The sequence below is a fragment of the Paenibacillus amylolyticus genome, from assembly GCF_036894225.1.
Taxonomy (GTDB): Bacteria; Bacillota; Bacilli; order Paenibacillales; family Paenibacillaceae; genus Paenibacillus; species Paenibacillus amylolyticus.
In genome coordinates, this window is the sequence record NZ_CP145892.1 from 5,088,223 (window position 1) to 5,105,012 (window position 16,790).

Sequence of the window (16,790 nt, forward strand, 5' to 3'; positions counted from 1 at the left end):
CACTGCACCTCCAAGAAAGAAGGACACGTAACAACGTTTAATTCATGCGTACTCACACTAATTAACTTTGACTAGGCTCCATTGCTGATTGGCCCCACCATTGTCGGCCCACTGAATCGTGGAGGCACCTGCGGTTAGAGACCCTTGATTGATGTCAACCGTCAGGCCACTGTTTCGATTCGCAAGTACCACATATCCTCCCACATCAATTGGCAGCCATTGCTGATTGTTGCCTCCGTTATCCTGCCATTGAATCAGAGCGGCTCCGCCTTGTGTAGAACCCGAATTCACATCCAGCAAAAGCCCACTGCCCACATTGCGGATGTTGTAATATCCGTTACCTGCGGACTCTAGCTTCCACTGCTGGTTGGCTGCTCCATTATCATTCCACTGAATGATTGTTGCCCCACCCGTAGAAGAAGCACCGTTAACATCGAGTGCAAGTCCACTGTTGCGGTTGATTAATTTGTAGATGGCCCCGGCTTCATATCCTGTACCGCCATTGTAAGTTGCACCGGAAATGACGTAGGTTGTGACCGAATTGGCCTTGGCCGTAGCGGTAAAGGTTTTGTTTTGCACCGAAATATTGGTCAGTTGCTGCAACTTCTCCGTTGAAGAGGTCCGATATACTTGAGCAGACGTGCCTGTGTTAGTAAAACGACTGAGATCATAGGTTACCGTTGTATCCGTCGATTCCGAATTGGTTGTTACCAGCACAACTTTGCCGGAGGCTGCATCATAGGCTGCAAGGGTATTGGCATCATTCATGCCGATAATCTTGTATCCAGGACGAATAAATTTGCTGTAATTGCCCATGACATAGTATTTTTGGTTCACGGTGTAACTGGTCGTTTGTGTATTGTTCAACACGTTCTTGAAAAATCCCCATCCTTCTGCACTATCGACGGCTTGCCAATACACCCATCCACTTGCGCCCATATTGCGAATATCCTTGAGGATGGTCCGTGACATCGTAAGTCCGCTTGCATCTCCGTCTCCATATTCCGAGGTCCACAGATGTTTGCCCGCAGACGTCGCTGTGTTGCGCAAAGCAGTACGATTGCTTCCGCCATACGTATGAGTGTTGATCTGAGTGATCGCTGATTTAACCGCATTACTGTAGCTGTTGAACGACACATCGGTATCATCGATACTGTATTCTTCCGGTGCGCTCAGCTTGGTGGACAGGCCCTTTGCATTCAACGAAGCTTGTACCTGATTCAGAATCGTGTTCTGATCCGCCCGGTCAAAGTGCATGCCCTCCTGGTCATTGCCCTGCTTCCACCATGTCGAGATTGGTTCATTCAGCGGAGTTACACTATCAAATGTGATCCCCCAGTTATCCCTAAAATGCTTCACAACCTCGGTTAAGTAATCAGCAAAATCATCGTAGTAATCAGGCTTGAGGTTGTTACCACCATTGGCCGAACCGGACACATTACCACTGATCGTCATCCAGTAAGGTGCGGAATTCGCAAAAGCTTCGATGACATTCACGCCTTGAGCTTTGGCAGCTTGCAGCATATATCGTTGATTTTCATCTGCATTCCAGTCATACACGCCCGGAGAAGGCTGGTAACCAGGAACGGCTTTGCGATATTCAAGGATATTGGATGACGGATTATCCCCGCCTCCAATGTTGTACCGCAGGATATTCAGACCCAGTCCGGTATTTGCATTGAACATTTTCTCCACATACTCATCCCGATTGGAATATTCTCCAACCACTTTGCCCCACCACGCGAGGGATGTTCCCCAGCCTTCCATCGTCTGATATTGCTTCGATGGATCGGCAACAGCCGTGTAGGCTCCCGCAGCAGATACCTCTGTTCCCAGACCCAAACTGCCTGTTAGCAGACTTCCTGCCAGCAACAGCGAGCTCATTCGTTTTAACCACTTCATCCGCTTCACTCCTTATCATTTTTCAAAACACGAACACCCATTATTGCCCGATCTCTCGGAAGGTCGCGTCTGACTTATCGATTGCGTTAACTACAGCTTCCAGTTTCAGCACATTATTATAATGTCTCAGGTACAGGTTCGGGTTACTAAACGAGGCATACGATGTCCAACTAGCGTTAGCAAGTCCACTTACACGTTTGAACGTGGCGTCATTTCGGAATGTAGTGCTGCCGTCATTTTTCACGAGTGTGATGCTGCCATTATTATTGCGCAGGAAATAACCCGGATAATTCATGGACTCAAACGAAATGCCTGTTGCATTCGACAGCCCGGGAACGATACGGAATTGTGCATCTTCTGCCGGACTGACACTTGCATCAATCCGTGCCTGATAGTTGTAGTGACGAATGAAGCTGCCAGGCACATTGAATGACTCCAGCTTGCGGATATCCCCCGGTTGTCCGGACTCTTTCAATACAGTCATATGCCGGACGAGTCCGGTAAGACCTGCAATCTCTTGTTTGGCACCCCAAGTCTGGAAGTTGTCAGCAGAGTCGCTGTAATAATATTTTTGTGTTGCATAGCCGTCAAAGTAGATTCGCCATGAACCATTATCCAGCTGAACAAGCGCCGGGCCTTCCACCCAAGAACCCCAACCTGCCCAATCCCCTGTACCTTTAAAGGTATAAGGACCCGTTAGCGAGGTGGATGTCGCATATTCAATGTATTTGGTGGTCTCGTTCTTGCTAAAAGCATGATAGGTTGAGCCTGTCTTCACGATAAAAGTGTCGATATAATTGGGAGCAATGCCTGCCAGTTCAGTAGGTGCAGACCATGAGGTAGATGTTAGATTGCTGCCTGAAGCTGTGAGTACATAAGGTTTGAAATTCTGATAGTTGCCTGGTGAGAGGGACACGATAATGTTCAGACTGCCGTTGCTGTCTTTGAACCATTCTGGTGCCCAGGTGTGTGCAATTGTGGTAGGTGTGGATAATGTAATGTTACGGACAAATGTCCAGTTTACCTTATCCGGGCTGGAGGCGATGCCAATGGTGTTACCTGACCAGTTCGTGGTGTAAACAACGTAATATAGACCATCTGTGTGCTTCATGATGCTGGGATCACGGATCAGATTGGCCGGAGGTGTATAGGCTGGCCCTTTTAGCAAACCATAGTGGGTTGCATTATACGATTCATAGATGTACATATTGGACTCACTTGTGTTCGTAAAAGCGGATATCGTATATACACTTGTCGCTGCTCTGGCTGTATTGGGGAATAACATCGTTAATAGAAGTAATGTTCCGAGCAGCAGAATCATTCCGGCCTTGAAACCTTTGGACTTTCCTACTCCTACTCCTATTCCTATTCCCTCTTCCTTCTTCGTCAACATTGGGTCATCTCCTTATCCATGAGTGATGAACAGAGGAATACCTTACTGTATTACCAATGACAAAGCGTACCTGGGACTGCCACTGATGAGCAACACCTCACGACTACCTGTTCAAATTCCAATTACATGAAGCATCACTCCCTTCAAAGATCATGAATGAACACTCTTTATATATGTAAACGGTTACAATTAATTAAACTACAAGTGTTACCTTAGTTCGTTGTACCAACCTGATCACCACAGTGCCCCATTCCCTTAGCTAATTCACTCACAAGACTGAATCCAAAGATTCACAAGCTCGGGTTATTTGACTAAGAAAATGAGGTAGTGTGACTGTGGTAAAAGATGAAATGTTGCGTGCGACTCGAACTATCTCGATCCAGTTCTTGTTCTCAACCATAGTTGGATCGGTAAGACAGCTAACGATCCATACATGAACTATTCCACCGCAACCCACGGATAACGGGATAATGCGTCCAACAGGAATCGTACACGTTCTGGTGTTCTGCCTTCTTCATCGAACAAAAGTAATTCATTCTCTTCCTGTAGCCATGCTACTGGAATTTTGTAATCCTCTTGCGGACCAATCTGCCAGTAACGGCCCAGATGATGTCCGTTTAAGTGAATGGTTCCTTTGCTCATTCCGGTCAGGCGAAGCATCAGGTTCACCTTATGGTGCTCGGAAATAGAAGGTTTCGCGAAACGCCAGCGGTACCAGACCGGCTGACCATACGATCCTCGGACTGGAGTATGATTGGATACAGGGTGAGATTTCTCACTCAATGTAGCACTATTGACCGATTCATTCGTGGTGTCGGGCACCAGATTGGCAGTACAATTGCCACCTGCGGCGATACCAGGCTGTCCTGCACGCTGGATTGACCCCTGTGCTCCAGGATGGATCGATTCCTGTCCTACCTCGTAGCTCTCCCATTGTTGCGGAAGCAATGCATCCGTCCCTGCCATACGCCAATCCTTCAGTTCTCCCTGACTCGGATATGTGATCAGTTCCAGTCGATTCAGCGAAGAGCGGCTATACGGCATTTCCAGTGTATTTGTCTCTCCGGTCTTGATATACAAGGATATGTCTAACGTCTGGAAGGCAAACCAATCCTGATATCCTTCCATCGGAACTTCGATACCATTGATACGAAGACCTTTACTCAAAGCACCCACAAGAATCGCCCGATCCATGCTATCCAGTGTAAAGCTTCTGCTCAGAAGTGGAGATTCTTGGAGAGAGTTCACCTCATCGAGATGCACAAGTCCACGCTCCATACGCCAATCCCGACGAATATCCTGAACCTTGCCATCCAGATACACAGCACCAGCCAGACCTTTGCTCTCACCCAAATACGGGGAGAAGTTCAATCTGCCCATATGCTGTACCAGAATCTGAAGTGTATTCTTCCCTTTGGCCACCTGCAACTGCACACCTGCTGCCCCTACCTGACGAACCAGTGCCTGCTGAACACCATTAACGATGATTCTGGCAGTATCCTGGATATCCGGCAAAATGAGGTTAGTGACCCCTTCGGTTGGACTCTCGAAATCACATTCGTACAATAGATAACCAAAATCTTGTCCGTATCGGGAAAAGTCTTCTGGTTGTCCACTCGCCGGACGCTGCTTCGCAGTTAACGTAACACGTGACAGCTCAGGAGAATCAGACAATGTCGGCGCACTCGGTAATGTCCACGGAAGCTGCTGCTGTATACCTGCAATAGACTCCTCGCTGGCATAGAATTCCCAACCTGTTAACGTTTGTTCTCCATCGGTCCAGTCACCAAGCAGCGTAATTGTGCGATCCGGATCAGTAATCATGCCCTTGACCTGACCAGTTGGCAATACGTCCACGTCATCGAAACCGATCACATAACGTAGTCCCTTCTGATCTGTTGCTTCCAATCGCCATGTTCGATTCATCGTTTCTTGATCCAGAATGATGAATCGGATCGGTGTGCCGTTTGCTTCCAGCTGGATCGTTCCCGGCTCTTGGAAATGGAATAAATCGAAGCGGTATACGCTCCTGGCTGAATCATGTTCAACCAGCACTTGCACCGTACTGCCCGTGACGTATAGTGCCCTGGCTTCCAGTTCGACAACTGAACGCTGTCCCGTAGCGGCCACGATGAACAGGGTCAATTCTCCGTTTATCATTTCATTGCCCGTAATCATCGTACCCGCAGTCAGGTATACGTGTTCAGCAATCTGTACCCGATCCAGCAACGGAACAATCTGACCCGGATTCACCGATACCGGAAGAGTACGCCCTTCTTCCAGTGTAATGTGCATCGTCTCGCGTTCATCCTTGTGACTCTCCAGGAACCAAATCTTCTGGTTGTCAGCCTGTCTGCCTCGTACAGATATGCCTTCAGGATGACGTACAACGATCTGTTCTTCTGGAATTTCCTCTGTTTCCATCAGAAGGGCCCCGAAAGCATGGACGAAATAGGACAAATTCTTGGTTACTGCATATTTCGGTGTCACCCGTCCATATTCGTTCAGCGGTGCATCATAGTCATAGGACGTAATCATGAAGATGTCACTGCTACCCATCGTTCTGCCGCCATATCCACCGAAGTTCGTGCCACCATAGAACATGTAGTGACTGATTCCGGTATACCCGGCACGCAGAATCTCCATAATACGTCTCTCCAGCAAAGGCGCTGTCTTCTGAATAGCCGAAGGCCCTCCCCAATTCTCGAACCATCCGGTCCAGAATTCCGTGACCATCTTCGGGGTGTCCGGTTGTTTGGCTCGAAGTTTCTCATAATGCCCGTCAGCACCTGACCAGAAATTAGCCCCTTCAATCGTGCCTTCCGCCCCGCCAACGCAAGTGATCAGCGTAGCGTCAATGCCACGTTGCAACAATCCATCTCTCAGCGTATTCATATGGTCACTTGCAGCAGCGTCATCCATCAGATACCCGTATTCATTCTCCACCTGCACCAGAATGACCGTGCCCCCAGCGGACAGCTGGCGTTCCCGAATAATCGGCACAATCCGGTCAAAATACAAATTCACATAGTGCAGATACGTCTCATTATTTTCCCGGAATTTCACGCCGTCCTTCGTACCCAGCCAGTATGGAAAACCGCCAAAATCCCATTCTGCACAGATAAACGGACCCGGACGCGCGATAACCCACATGCCCAATTCTGCGCACAAATCCAGAAACGCGCCGCAATCGTTGTCCCCTTCAAAAGACCACTGTCCTTCTTCCGGTTCATGCACATTCCACGCAAAGTAAGTGTCGATGCAGTTCATACCTGCCAGCTTCGCCTTCAGCAGAACCTCACGCCATTCCTCCTTCGGCATTCGGAAATAATGGATCGTGGCACTGTTCAGAAATACACGCTCTCCGTTTAGGAAAAAGCTGCGTGCATCGTATGTTAATTCAGATAGAACACCATTCTCAGCCCTGGCGATGTTCTTCTCCTGTTCCTGCAGCAAAAGGGATGCTTTCTCTGTCAAAGTAATCCCCTCCTTCTCTTTATTGATATAAATTGAACTAAAGATTATTTACACTGCACACTTCGATGACAGAACAACCTTCCGATCGCTGTTATCCCCAGATTTTTTTGATTCCCTTTTCTCAAAGGGAAAATCCGGGGATAAAGGCGCACGCTCCGCTTCTTCAAGTTATTTCTGTCCTCTCCGTTTCTGTGTAAATGATTAGTTCAATTTATATTGTTCATATTCACACCAGCACTCAGATGTCAGAACAACCTTCCGAGTGCTGCTATCAGTTCCCCTGCAACGTCACGCCTTCCAGTACAACCGTTGTGATGGAATTGTCGGCCGTAGGCACTTCAAGTCCGTTGGCATACACCGGGATGTCTTCAAGCTGTTCCATGTTCCGATCCGGTGAAGTCTGATACACCTGAGCGGTGGATGATTTTCCATACGTATACCCTTCCAGTTCAAACGCTGTTGTACCCGCTGACAATTCGTTACGAATCACCAGCACCAGTCTCTGACGTTCCGCGTCATAGGCAGCCAGTGTGCGTCCACCATCGGTTGGAATAATTGTCGCGCCGGGACGAATAAACTTCGTGAACTGGGCCATACCATAATACTGTTTGGTCATCTCGTACTGCTCTTCTCCGTTGAAATTGGCATGAATGAAGCCCCAATTGTTATTGGCACCTTCATCTTCAACGGCCTGCCAGTATACCCAGGCGGATGGCTGCATGATTTTCAGATCAAACATGATCCGCTCCGCCAATTCTTGCACCGAGGTCATATCCTCATGACTGTGCGGCTCGCTGCCGCCGGTTCCGTACTCGGACATCCACAGCTTTTTGCCTTGGCGTTCTGCCAGCGTGCGCAGCTCTTCCATTTTGCTACCATTATAGGAGTGAGTATTGATCTGCTGGATTACGTCCAGCGTGTCCTGATCATAGAGGTTGAAATTAAACACCGTCTCATCAATGCTGTTATCGTCCGCGGCACTAATGACGGTTCCATCCAGTCCTTTGCTCTTCAACGATGCAGCAACTTTCTTGATAATCTCGGCCTGTTTCTCATTGGTAAAATGACTACCTTCCTGCATATTGCCCTTCTTCCACCAGTCGGAGGAAGGTTCATTGAGTGGATTCAGTGTGCGGAAGGTGATCCCCCACTCGTCCCGATAATGCTTCACGACTTCAGTCAAATAATCGGCAAACGCATCATACTGGTCGTCACGCAGATTATTGCTGCCATCCACAGCTCCGGTAACGGATCCACTGATCGTCATCCAGTAAGGTGGTGAATTGGAGAATGCTTCGGTAATGTTCACGCCACGCTCCATCGAGCCTTGTAATACAGCCCGCTGACCTGCATCAGCATCCCAGTCCCACTCTCCAGGTTCAGGCTGGAAGCCAGGTACATCCCCGCCGGGACGAAGAGCTTTCATCTCCGGATTTTCCTCGCCGCCAATATTGTAACGAACGATGTTCAGACCTAATCCTTTCTCCGGGTCAAAGACCAGATCCATCACTTCACTCACCTTCGCCTGATCCTTCCATCCTCCAAGATCGTTGGCCCACCAGGCAAGTGACGTACCCCAACCTTCAAAATGATTATAGGACTGATCCAGCTTCAGACGTACTGGTTCCCCTTGGAACTCAAGTGTTTTGGATGATTCATTGGCAAAATGATTGATAACAATTCCTCCTCCTGCCAGCAGAGCAATCAGAGCGACACCCATGAGGATATAACTCCGTTTGCCTCTGCTGCGTTGTTCTTTATGCGCCATGGGCTATACAATCCTTTCTCCATGTACGTTGATTATTCCGTTGACCCTGAACATCAATTTCAATACATACAACCACTACAGACACTTCGGTTACTTGATTCCGCTGCTTCCGCCGCTAATGTTGGCTTCATAGACATAACGTTGTCCGAACAGATATACCAGCACCATCGGAATGGTGAGGAACAGGGAAGCGATCATCACGAGGTTCCATGGCGGCATCTGCCCGCCACCTACCGTAGTCAACAGCTGCACCCCAAGTGCCAGCGGCATTTTCTCCGGATCATTGATATAGATGAGCGGCCCCATGAAGTTGCCCCAGTTATAGGAGAATGAGAAGATCGCAATGGCCGCAAGTATCGGATAAGTCAGTGGCATGATGATCTTCCAGTAGATTCCCGGGTGTCCCATACCATCGATCATGGCCGCTTCATCCAGTGATTTTGGAATACTCATGACAAACTGCCGAATCAGGAATACGTTGAACGCTCCGGCGAAGAAACTCGGCACGATCAGCGGGTAGAATGTATTAATCCAGTCCAGATGACGGAAGATGATGAACTGCGGTACCATCGTCACCTCACCCGGAATCATCATCGTACTGAGCAACACAATAAACAGGAAACGGCTGCCTTTTGCTTTGATTCGGGCAAAGCCGTAGGATACGATCGAAGCTGATAATACCGATCCGACAATCGTAAAGATGGTTATGATGACCGAGTTTTTGAGATACGTGCCAAGATTGTTATTCGTGAAGATCGTATAAAAGTTCGACCATTGGAACTCCATTGGAACAAAGGTAAAGGCTGATTTGACGGTTGTTGCGTCACTTGCCAGTGCAATAGAGATCATGTACAAGAAAGGCGAAGCAAGCAGCACCCCGACCAGAATCAGAAAAATATAGGATATCGTCTTCTCCACAGTGGATGGATTACTCATTGGCTTTTCCCTCCTCGTAGTGCACCCATAGCGCCGATGAACGGAATACAACGAGTGTCAACACCATGATGATGATGAATAGTACCCAGGCAATCGCCGATGCATATCCCATTTTGTAGAATTGGAATGCATTCTGGAATAGGTAGGGAACAACCATCTGACTTGAATTGTCAGGTCCCCCGGCAGTGACGATAAATACCTGCGCGAAGGTCTGGAGCGCTCCAATCATGCCAGTCACGAGATTGAAGAAAATGACGGGAGTCAGCATTGGGAATGTAATATGGAAGAACGATTGTGTACTTTTCGCCCCATCGATGGCAGCGGCCTCGTACAGCTCCTGTGGAATGCCTTTCATCCCTGCAAGCAGCAATACCACTCCACCACCCACACCCCATAAGGACATGAGAATCAATGCAGGCTTAACCCAGTTGGGATCAAGAAGCCAGGCAGGACCCTGAATACCGAAGATCGCAAGTGCCTGGTTGATCAATCCTTCCGTCGGCGCAAGCAAGTGGATGAAGAGCAATGAACTCGCAACCACCGGAACAACGGAAGGCAGATAGAACAGAATACGGAAGAAGGTGATCCCTTTGATTTTTTTGTTGAGGTAATATGCAATCCAGAGCGAGATCGACATGCCCAGCGGAATGGATATTAGCGCATAGAAGAATGTATTGCCGACAGATTTCCAGAAGATCGGATCATCGGTCAGTAACGTTTTGTAATTGTCGATACCGATGAATTCAGGGGACTGGAACAGATCCCAATTCGTGAAGCTCATATAGATGGAAAACAGGATCGGACCCAGGGTCAGCCCCAGAAACCCGATCAGCCAAGGCGAGATGAAGATGTAGAACCATTTCCCGTCCTTTTTTCTCACGTTAAGCCCTCCCATGACGCAGAGAGCAGATGGAACCCGCATTCACGCCGATTCCACCTGTCCTGCTGTCGCTGCTATTTGTGCATGTTCAGAAAATCCTCTATTTGTAGAGTCTTTCCAGTCCACTCTGAATTTCGGTTACGGTATCATCAAGCGTGGCTTTGTTGTTGAAGTAGACACCCAGCTTATCGTTAATGAGCTTCATCATTTCGTTCCATTGCGGGTTGAATGGTTCCGCATAGATCGTTGATTCACTGAACGCAGCCATGTTGATTTTTTTGCCACCGTATTCAGCATTGAGGAATTCATCACTGGACAGACCCGCTTTGGTTGCAGGAGCATCCTGACCGGCTTTGACCATTGGCATCTGTGCTTCCGGTGTGGTCAGTGCTTCGATGACTTTGAATGCTTCTTCCTTGTGTTTGGATGCGTTGGTAATCGTTAACCCGTTGAAGAATGCGTTCGTCTCACCCCATACCGGAGAGATATCCCAATTAATGCCTTCCACCTTGGCAAGTGAACCGATGTTCCAGAACCCTGTAGTTTCCATGGCGATCTTGCCTTGAGCGAACAGCGGATCAGCTCCGATATTCCCCATGTCGGCAATCTCGGTTGGCGTTGGTCCCGCACCGTGTGTGAAGGTCAGATCATTCATGAATTGTAATGCTTTCCGCACAGGCTCTGTATTGAAGGTTGGTTTGCCACTCTCATCGAACAGTGAGCCACCGTTCTGGTAGATCAGCTGCATCCATTGCGGCCACCAGCTACCGGGATAGTAACCCCATTGAGTCGTTTTGCCGTTCTCCTTCACCGTCAGCTTCTGAGCTGCCGCCATCAGATCATCCTGCGTCCAATCTTTGGTTGGGTATTCCACCCCAGCCTTGTCGAACAGATCTTTGTTATAAAAGAGGACCATCGCACCTGCACGATCCGGCAAACCAAATTGTTTGCCATCATACTTCATCAGGTTTGCGATATCATCGGAATAACGCTCGGACATGTTCACATTGTTCGCCTGAATCATGTCATCCAGCGGTATAATCTGATTCTTGGAGGCGTAAGCCTGATAGTTCTCGGCAATCATCATGATGTCCGGTGCCGTTCCTCCGGCGATCATGGTCTGTACCTTCTGGTCATAATCCCCTGCAACCACGTTCAGCTTCACGTTAATATCGGGATACGTCTGTTTCACAATGTCGAGTCGTTCCTGATAAATCTTCTTCTCATCCTCCGAGCCCCAGATTGTCATGCTCAAATCAACCTTGCCACCGGACTCGCCGGAAGAACCGTTTTTACTCCCGCTGCTACAGGCTGTCAGACCCATTACCATGACCAGCATCAATAACGAAATGACCTTTAGACTTCTTCTCATACGTTACGCCCCCTTGATATAATGAATGGATGACTACACTGAAACCCGTTTCATGAAATGGGTTTCATTAAGCTGAAACATAAAACCCGTTCCACTTTATGAAAGGGGTTTCATTCACGCACTCATTATATTTCACCCTTTGAGAAAATGTCAACGCTTTCTTTTCCAATTACAGGCCCTTTATCTTGCAGCAGGTCCTGTACTTTGACGCACAATTAGCTCCGGTTGCAGAACGATCTGCTTCTTCGGTTTGCCTTGGTTAATCAACTCATGCAGCACATCTACAGCCTGTTTGCCAAGCTGATACGTGTTCTGGGATACGGTTGTCAGTTCCGGTATAACGGCACTGGCGAGCGGCGTATCATCATAACCCACAATGGATATATCCTTCGGAATCGAGAGCCCATGCTCAATCGTTGACTTAATGGCACCAATCGCTGTATTGTCATTGACGCAGATGACTGCGGTGGGCGGATTGTCACGATCCAGCAGTTTGGACATCTCCCGTTTGCCGTCGTCGATGGAGAAACTGCCGAGGAGCTGACGCTCTTTCGGGATTTCGAGCCCATGCTCGCGAAGTTTTTTCTGCACAGCTCTGACCTTGACCATGGTGGTGGATAACTCTTTCAGGCCGCCAACAAAGGCGATATCGCGATGCCCCAGTTCAAGCAAATGCTCCGCTGCAAGGGCTGCCCCTGCACCTTCATCCGTGTACACCCGGTGGAACCCGCCTTTGGCAATATTGCCATTGACCAGAACGATTGGCATACGTTTGCCCATATCAATCAATTCCTGCGCCATGTCATCCGGACAGACCTGCATGTTAATACGCCCGCCGAGAAAAATAATCCCGTCTACCCGCTTCTCTCGTAGGATGGACAAATATTCAGATTCCCTGTTATAGTCGCCTGCGGTATTACACAGAAAGAAGGTATACCCCAATCCGCGAGCCTCATTCTCCGCGCCCCAGAACACTTCCGGGAAGAAGGGATTGGTAATGTCCGGCAGGATGATGGCAATAGTGCCCGTCTCTTTCTTGATCAGACTGCGCGCCTGCGCGTTGGGCTGAAACTGGTGTTTTTCAATGATGGACATAATCTTCTCTCGGGTGCTTGCACGCACAGGTGCCGTATCATTCAGTACCCGGGAGACCGTCGCTACAGATACATTTGCTTCTTTGGCGATGTCGTATATGGTGATCGGTGTCATAGCGGAACCTTCCTTTTTCTCTAATTTTCCCTATTTTCCCTGCTTATCATACCAGATAAGGAATGGCGATGAAATGGGTTTCATTGACGGGCGAATGATTTCACACTGAACCCATAGAAATTCCGGGTATAACATTCATACGTAAATTATTCTTTGCATTACGCATTAGCGTCAATATATACAGGACATGTTTGCTTTTCTTTATTTCACCTTCTAATCTGCGTTTATGGTCCATATATTAAATTGTAAGCGAATTCATTGGAGATTAGAGGAGTGTGAACAACGTCATGATCATTCAAGTCAGTCCGCTGGCAGAAGCAAGACTTACTGAAAAGCTGGGAGATCGACCAGGCTATTTCAAATTGTTTTATGATACCGATGGATGCGGTTGTGACGGAATTGCGGTACTTCTGATCTTAAACGAGCCGGATAGCGATGATGTTACCGTAGAAGCGGGGTCGCTTCCCTTTGTAATCAACAAACAGCAGCAGATTTACTTTGAACCGTCTCTGCGTCTGCAATCCGAGCACAGTTTCCCTTCATTCCGACTGAGCAGCGATTCCATGATCTATGGCAGTAATGTCAAAGTCCATGATTTACGAGATACCGCAGACGTAGCCCCTCAGCCCACTGGATGGTTTGTACGATAAACGTTTAATTAGCACTATAATCAAAACCTCCCAAGCCCAGATGTCATGCGGGACGGGAGGTTTTTTATCATTTCTAATGAGTTTATTAGGCATTATTTTCGTAAACATTTCATGTGAGCTAACGTTTGTTGTCAGTTAAATATTACTAAGATTACTTCACAACAATTTCAATTGAGTTCATGGTCATAGAGATATCCGCGGTCATATCCACAATGAGGTTTTGTTTCCCTTTTTTGGTTACTATACACTCATCTTCAACCTCAACCACTTGACCTGACTTAAACTCAGTTACATATCCCACATCCGCATAATTACGCTGCTCGTTACTACCGGAGAAGGAAAAACGAATGATTGGTTCTCCATGAGATACTTCAACAGGTTTAATACCTGTATATTTTAATGTTCCTTTTACTTTCAATATCTCACCCGTACTTAAAACTGTTGGTGTTGTTACTTCGAGAATAAAATCAGATGTTACTACACGTTCAGTAATTGTATCTTCATTTTTTTCTTTTGGTGAACATCCCGCAAATATCATGGATACCACTAATACCAACATTAAGATGTTATTACTCATTTTATTAATTTCATATCACCTCTTTCATATTCTAACGAATGATGTATAGAAAGGGTTGCTCAATTTGTTCCTTGATTCTCCTGAACTATCGTTTACTGTTAGTTCAATCATATATCACACGAATTCAATTAACTTCTTATCTATTTCTGCGATATCACCAATCTCCGATGTACCATCCCATAGGATAATGGAAGAAGCTTCATCGTTTTCAACAAAATCATCAAGTTGGCACAATTCACCCATGAACAGAGCTCCATACTCCGTCCGTTCGGGTCCATGAAAACTTGGCTGGAGTCTAAACTTCATTAGCCCTTTGAATTCAGTCGTATCCATATTTTGATTGGTTTCCTCAAACAATTCTCTAATTACACATTGCTCCGCATTCTCTCCAGCTTCAATAATACCACCCGGAAGTTCCCAGTTGTTTCTCCACTTATTATGCATGAATAGATACTTTCCTTGGCACTTCACCACAATTAGAGCATGTGTTAGTGGAGCATCCAGTGTGCTTGTAATGACCTTATCGTACTCGATACGAATAAATTCCAAAAAAATGTTACCTCTTGAATCTGTCATGATTGCCATTTTTACTCCTCCATTTCTTTTGTAACAAAAATAAAAAAACGCGCTAGACCTAAGTCCTGCGCGTCATATATCACAGGATGGGAAGCGCGAATAGCGTTAACCCATCCCAAATTTTTTTAGGAATGGATTAACGCTTTTCATGATGGTGAAATTGTTTTAATTCTAAAATCAACATAGGCCATTCTCCTAATCATCAATATATGGAAATAATACCCACTATAGTACTTTAAAGTCAAGTATATAATTTTGCTCATTTACCAACTTTCGTCTAATAAAGTATTCACCTTTGATTCATGGTCTCTCAGTGTGCCGTTTTGAAATTTGATGTGAGAGAAAAAGGGAATAAGTAGAATAATATTGAACAACTACATAATCATTAAAATAATCGATGATATAAATGAGGTTGGCAAAATGAATAGTCATAGAAACTGGACAGTTTTATTTATTGGTGGAGCATCAGGAATAGGTAAATCAAGTATTGCTTATGAGATTGCTCGATATTATGGTGTGAATGTCTTGGAAGTAGATGATGTTCACCTATCCGTAAAAACAGTTACAACAAAGGAGCATTTTCCTGTAATTCATTATTGGGATTCTGATATAGATGGGAAATACTTTGGAGTTGACGGCACGGTAAACTGGCTGATTGATGTCAGCAAAGAAATGGTTCCAGTATTAAAAGAGCTTGCAAACCGGCATATTGAAGATAAATTACCTATCATTATTGAAGGCGATTTTATCTATCCCGAATTAACATTATCTTTTGATAACCCACAGGTGAAATCAATATTTGTACATGAATCAGATAAAAATCAAATAGTGCAGAATTATTTAGCAAGAGAAGGTGGCAAATTACAACATGATAGAGCTGAAGTAAGTATATCGTATGGAGATTGGATAGCAGATACCTGTAAGAGGAATGGAATTGAATTGATTGAATCAAGACCTTGGAATACTACTTTAAAAAGAGCAATAAAGCGCTTAGTGTAATACGGACATTAGGATAAATTGCTTCTTGTAGCTCTATGGGAATTAATGGCACTTATTGAACTAAACTGCCCATTAGTTGAATAAAAGCAGCCAATCAAAAATGATCGGCTGCTTTCTTTGTTTTATTCAGCTAACGTTTCCCGCTAGCTTAAGAGTAATTTCACTTTTTTAATTGAGTCATCTTTTTCAGGAGTACGGCAGTGCAAACAGATATAACACTGGCTAAGTATAAAAGAGCATATGCTATGGCAGCATAATATGTAAGTTCAGCTTCAATATCGGAGCTTGTAAGAAGCAGAATAATGGAAAAGCCAACAACAAAAACTACAGTACCTAACAGAACATTTTTAATTCCTTCTTTCACATACTCACCTCCCAGGGATTTTTGACAGTTCCCGACCTGCTATTTTAGCGTTTATAATTTTTCCTCCCTTAGGCTATTCTTGATTGTGATCTAGCCCTTTCCCAAAACAAGTCTTTCGGTTGTATGATTCGAAAAATTCGGAACGAATATCCAGTGTTTTAATAGTGAGTAGATATCCATTTATCGTGTTAGTAATCATTTCAATTTCAGATACATTGTATGAAGTTATATCCATTTTCGAAATGATCACTTGCTTACTAAGCACTTTTGATAAAGAAGAGGTAATTTGTTTCTTTACATCGTCATTTAAACTTCCAAACTGGAGTACAAGTCTTTCAAGGTCATCCTTGCTACCTTTCATCAAACTGTGGGATTGGATAGCACTATGCTTTGGAGATGAAGACTTGATAGCATAAATCTCAATGATATCATCCATTTTAAATTTAAAGTTTTTACCTTCTTCTGTTTCAACAAATAGGTAGTCTTCCTTTAATTCTTTAGCAACACCACGGAAAAATTCATCTCGATTATTAACTTTAAATACTACAGAATGTTGTTCTTTAACTGTCATCTCAATAAATTTTCTCTTATTCATCATATTATGCAATGTGTTCCCCTCCCTTTTAAAGATAAAGTATTCTATATGAGATAGTATATTATTCCATTGTCCTTACACTAACCTGCCCG

General features: G+C 45.7%; 14 protein-coding genes. 2 read left to right on the forward strand and 12 right to left on the reverse strand.

The window, feature by feature from the left end:
* Nucleotides 1–57 precede the first annotated feature (57 nt).
* From V6668_RS22525 to V6668_RS22560, 8 genes are all read right to left on the reverse strand, one after another.
* Nucleotides 58–1,902 (reverse strand): RICIN domain-containing protein, encoded by a 1,845-nt coding sequence (locus V6668_RS22525; protein WP_338706791.1) that lies wholly within the window; start codon nt 1,900–1,902, stop codon nt 58–60.
* Nucleotides 1,903–1,942: 40 nt separating this feature from the next.
* Nucleotides 1,943–3,295 carry a glycoside hydrolase family 43 protein gene (locus tag V6668_RS22530; protein WP_338706792.1) on the reverse strand — a complete coding sequence of 451 codons (1,353 nt, stop codon included), beginning with the start codon at nt 3,293–3,295 and terminating at the stop codon, nt 1,943–1,945.
* A gap of 438 nt (nt 3,296–3,733) precedes the next feature.
* Nucleotides 3,734–6,772: a beta-galactosidase gene (locus V6668_RS22535; RefSeq protein ID WP_338706793.1), complete on the reverse strand. Its 3,039-nt coding sequence runs from the start codon at nt 6,770–6,772 to the stop codon at nt 3,734–3,736.
* 271 nt (nt 6,773–7,043) lie between these two features.
* Complete coding sequence (locus V6668_RS22540) at nt 7,044–8,540, reverse strand: glycoside hydrolase family 30 protein (RefSeq protein ID WP_100529191.1); 1,497 nt, start codon at nt 8,538–8,540, stop codon at nt 7,044–7,046.
* Between the two features lie 90 nt (nt 8,541–8,630).
* On the reverse strand, nt 8,631–9,476 hold the full coding sequence (locus V6668_RS22545; protein ID WP_036617294.1) for a carbohydrate ABC transporter permease: 846 nt from the start codon (nt 9,474–9,476) through the stop codon (nt 8,631–8,633).
* Nucleotides 9,469–10,356, reverse strand: coding sequence for a carbohydrate ABC transporter permease (locus V6668_RS22550; RefSeq protein WP_017687021.1), 888 nt, complete (start codon nt 10,354–10,356; stop codon nt 9,469–9,471). Before V6668_RS22550 ends, V6668_RS22545 begins: the two co-directional genes overlap by 8 nt.
* A 100-nt stretch (nt 10,357–10,456) precedes the next feature.
* On the reverse strand, nt 10,457–11,728 hold the full coding sequence (locus V6668_RS22555) for an ABC transporter substrate-binding protein (RefSeq protein ID WP_036668615.1): 1,272 nt from the start codon (nt 11,726–11,728) through the stop codon (nt 10,457–10,459).
* Between the two features lie 180 nt (nt 11,729–11,908).
* Nucleotides 11,909–12,937, reverse strand: coding sequence for a LacI family DNA-binding transcriptional regulator (locus V6668_RS22560; RefSeq protein WP_076328228.1), 1,029 nt, complete (start codon nt 12,935–12,937; stop codon nt 11,909–11,911).
* Nucleotides 12,938–13,224: 287 nt separating this feature from the next.
* On the opposite strand from V6668_RS22560, the gene V6668_RS22565 reads away from it, so the two are divergent.
* Nucleotides 13,225–13,587, forward strand: a complete 363-nt coding sequence (locus V6668_RS22565; RefSeq protein ID WP_017687018.1) for an iron-sulfur cluster biosynthesis family protein — start codon at nt 13,225–13,227, stop codon at nt 13,585–13,587.
* 151 nt (nt 13,588–13,738) lie between these two features.
* Here V6668_RS22565 and V6668_RS22570 read toward each other — a convergent pair whose 3' ends face one another.
* On the reverse strand, nt 13,739–14,164 hold the full coding sequence (locus tag V6668_RS22570) for a hypothetical protein (protein ID WP_338706796.1): 426 nt from the start codon (nt 14,162–14,164) through the stop codon (nt 13,739–13,741).
* A gap of 114 nt (nt 14,165–14,278) precedes the next feature.
* On the reverse strand, nt 14,279–14,749 hold the full coding sequence (locus V6668_RS22575) for an NUDIX hydrolase (protein ID WP_338706797.1): 471 nt from the start codon (nt 14,747–14,749) through the stop codon (nt 14,279–14,281).
* A 411-nt stretch (nt 14,750–15,160) separates the two neighbouring features.
* Between V6668_RS22575 and V6668_RS22580 the strand changes: the two genes are divergently transcribed.
* A complete protein-coding gene (locus tag V6668_RS22580; RefSeq protein WP_338706798.1) occupies nt 15,161–15,739 on the forward strand; it encodes a hypothetical protein in 579 nt (192 codons plus the stop codon).
* A 160-nt stretch (nt 15,740–15,899) separates the two neighbouring features.
* Here the strand turns inward: V6668_RS22580 and V6668_RS22585 are convergent, their stop codons facing one another.
* Nucleotides 15,900–16,103 (reverse strand): hypothetical protein, encoded by a 204-nt coding sequence (locus tag V6668_RS22585; RefSeq protein ID WP_047843932.1) that lies wholly within the window; start codon nt 16,101–16,103, stop codon nt 15,900–15,902.
* A gap of 73 nt (nt 16,104–16,176) precedes the next feature.
* Nucleotides 16,177–16,710 (reverse strand): hypothetical protein, encoded by a 534-nt coding sequence (locus V6668_RS22590; protein WP_338706800.1) that lies wholly within the window; start codon nt 16,708–16,710, stop codon nt 16,177–16,179.
* Between the last annotated feature and the right edge of the window lie 80 nt (nt 16,711–16,790).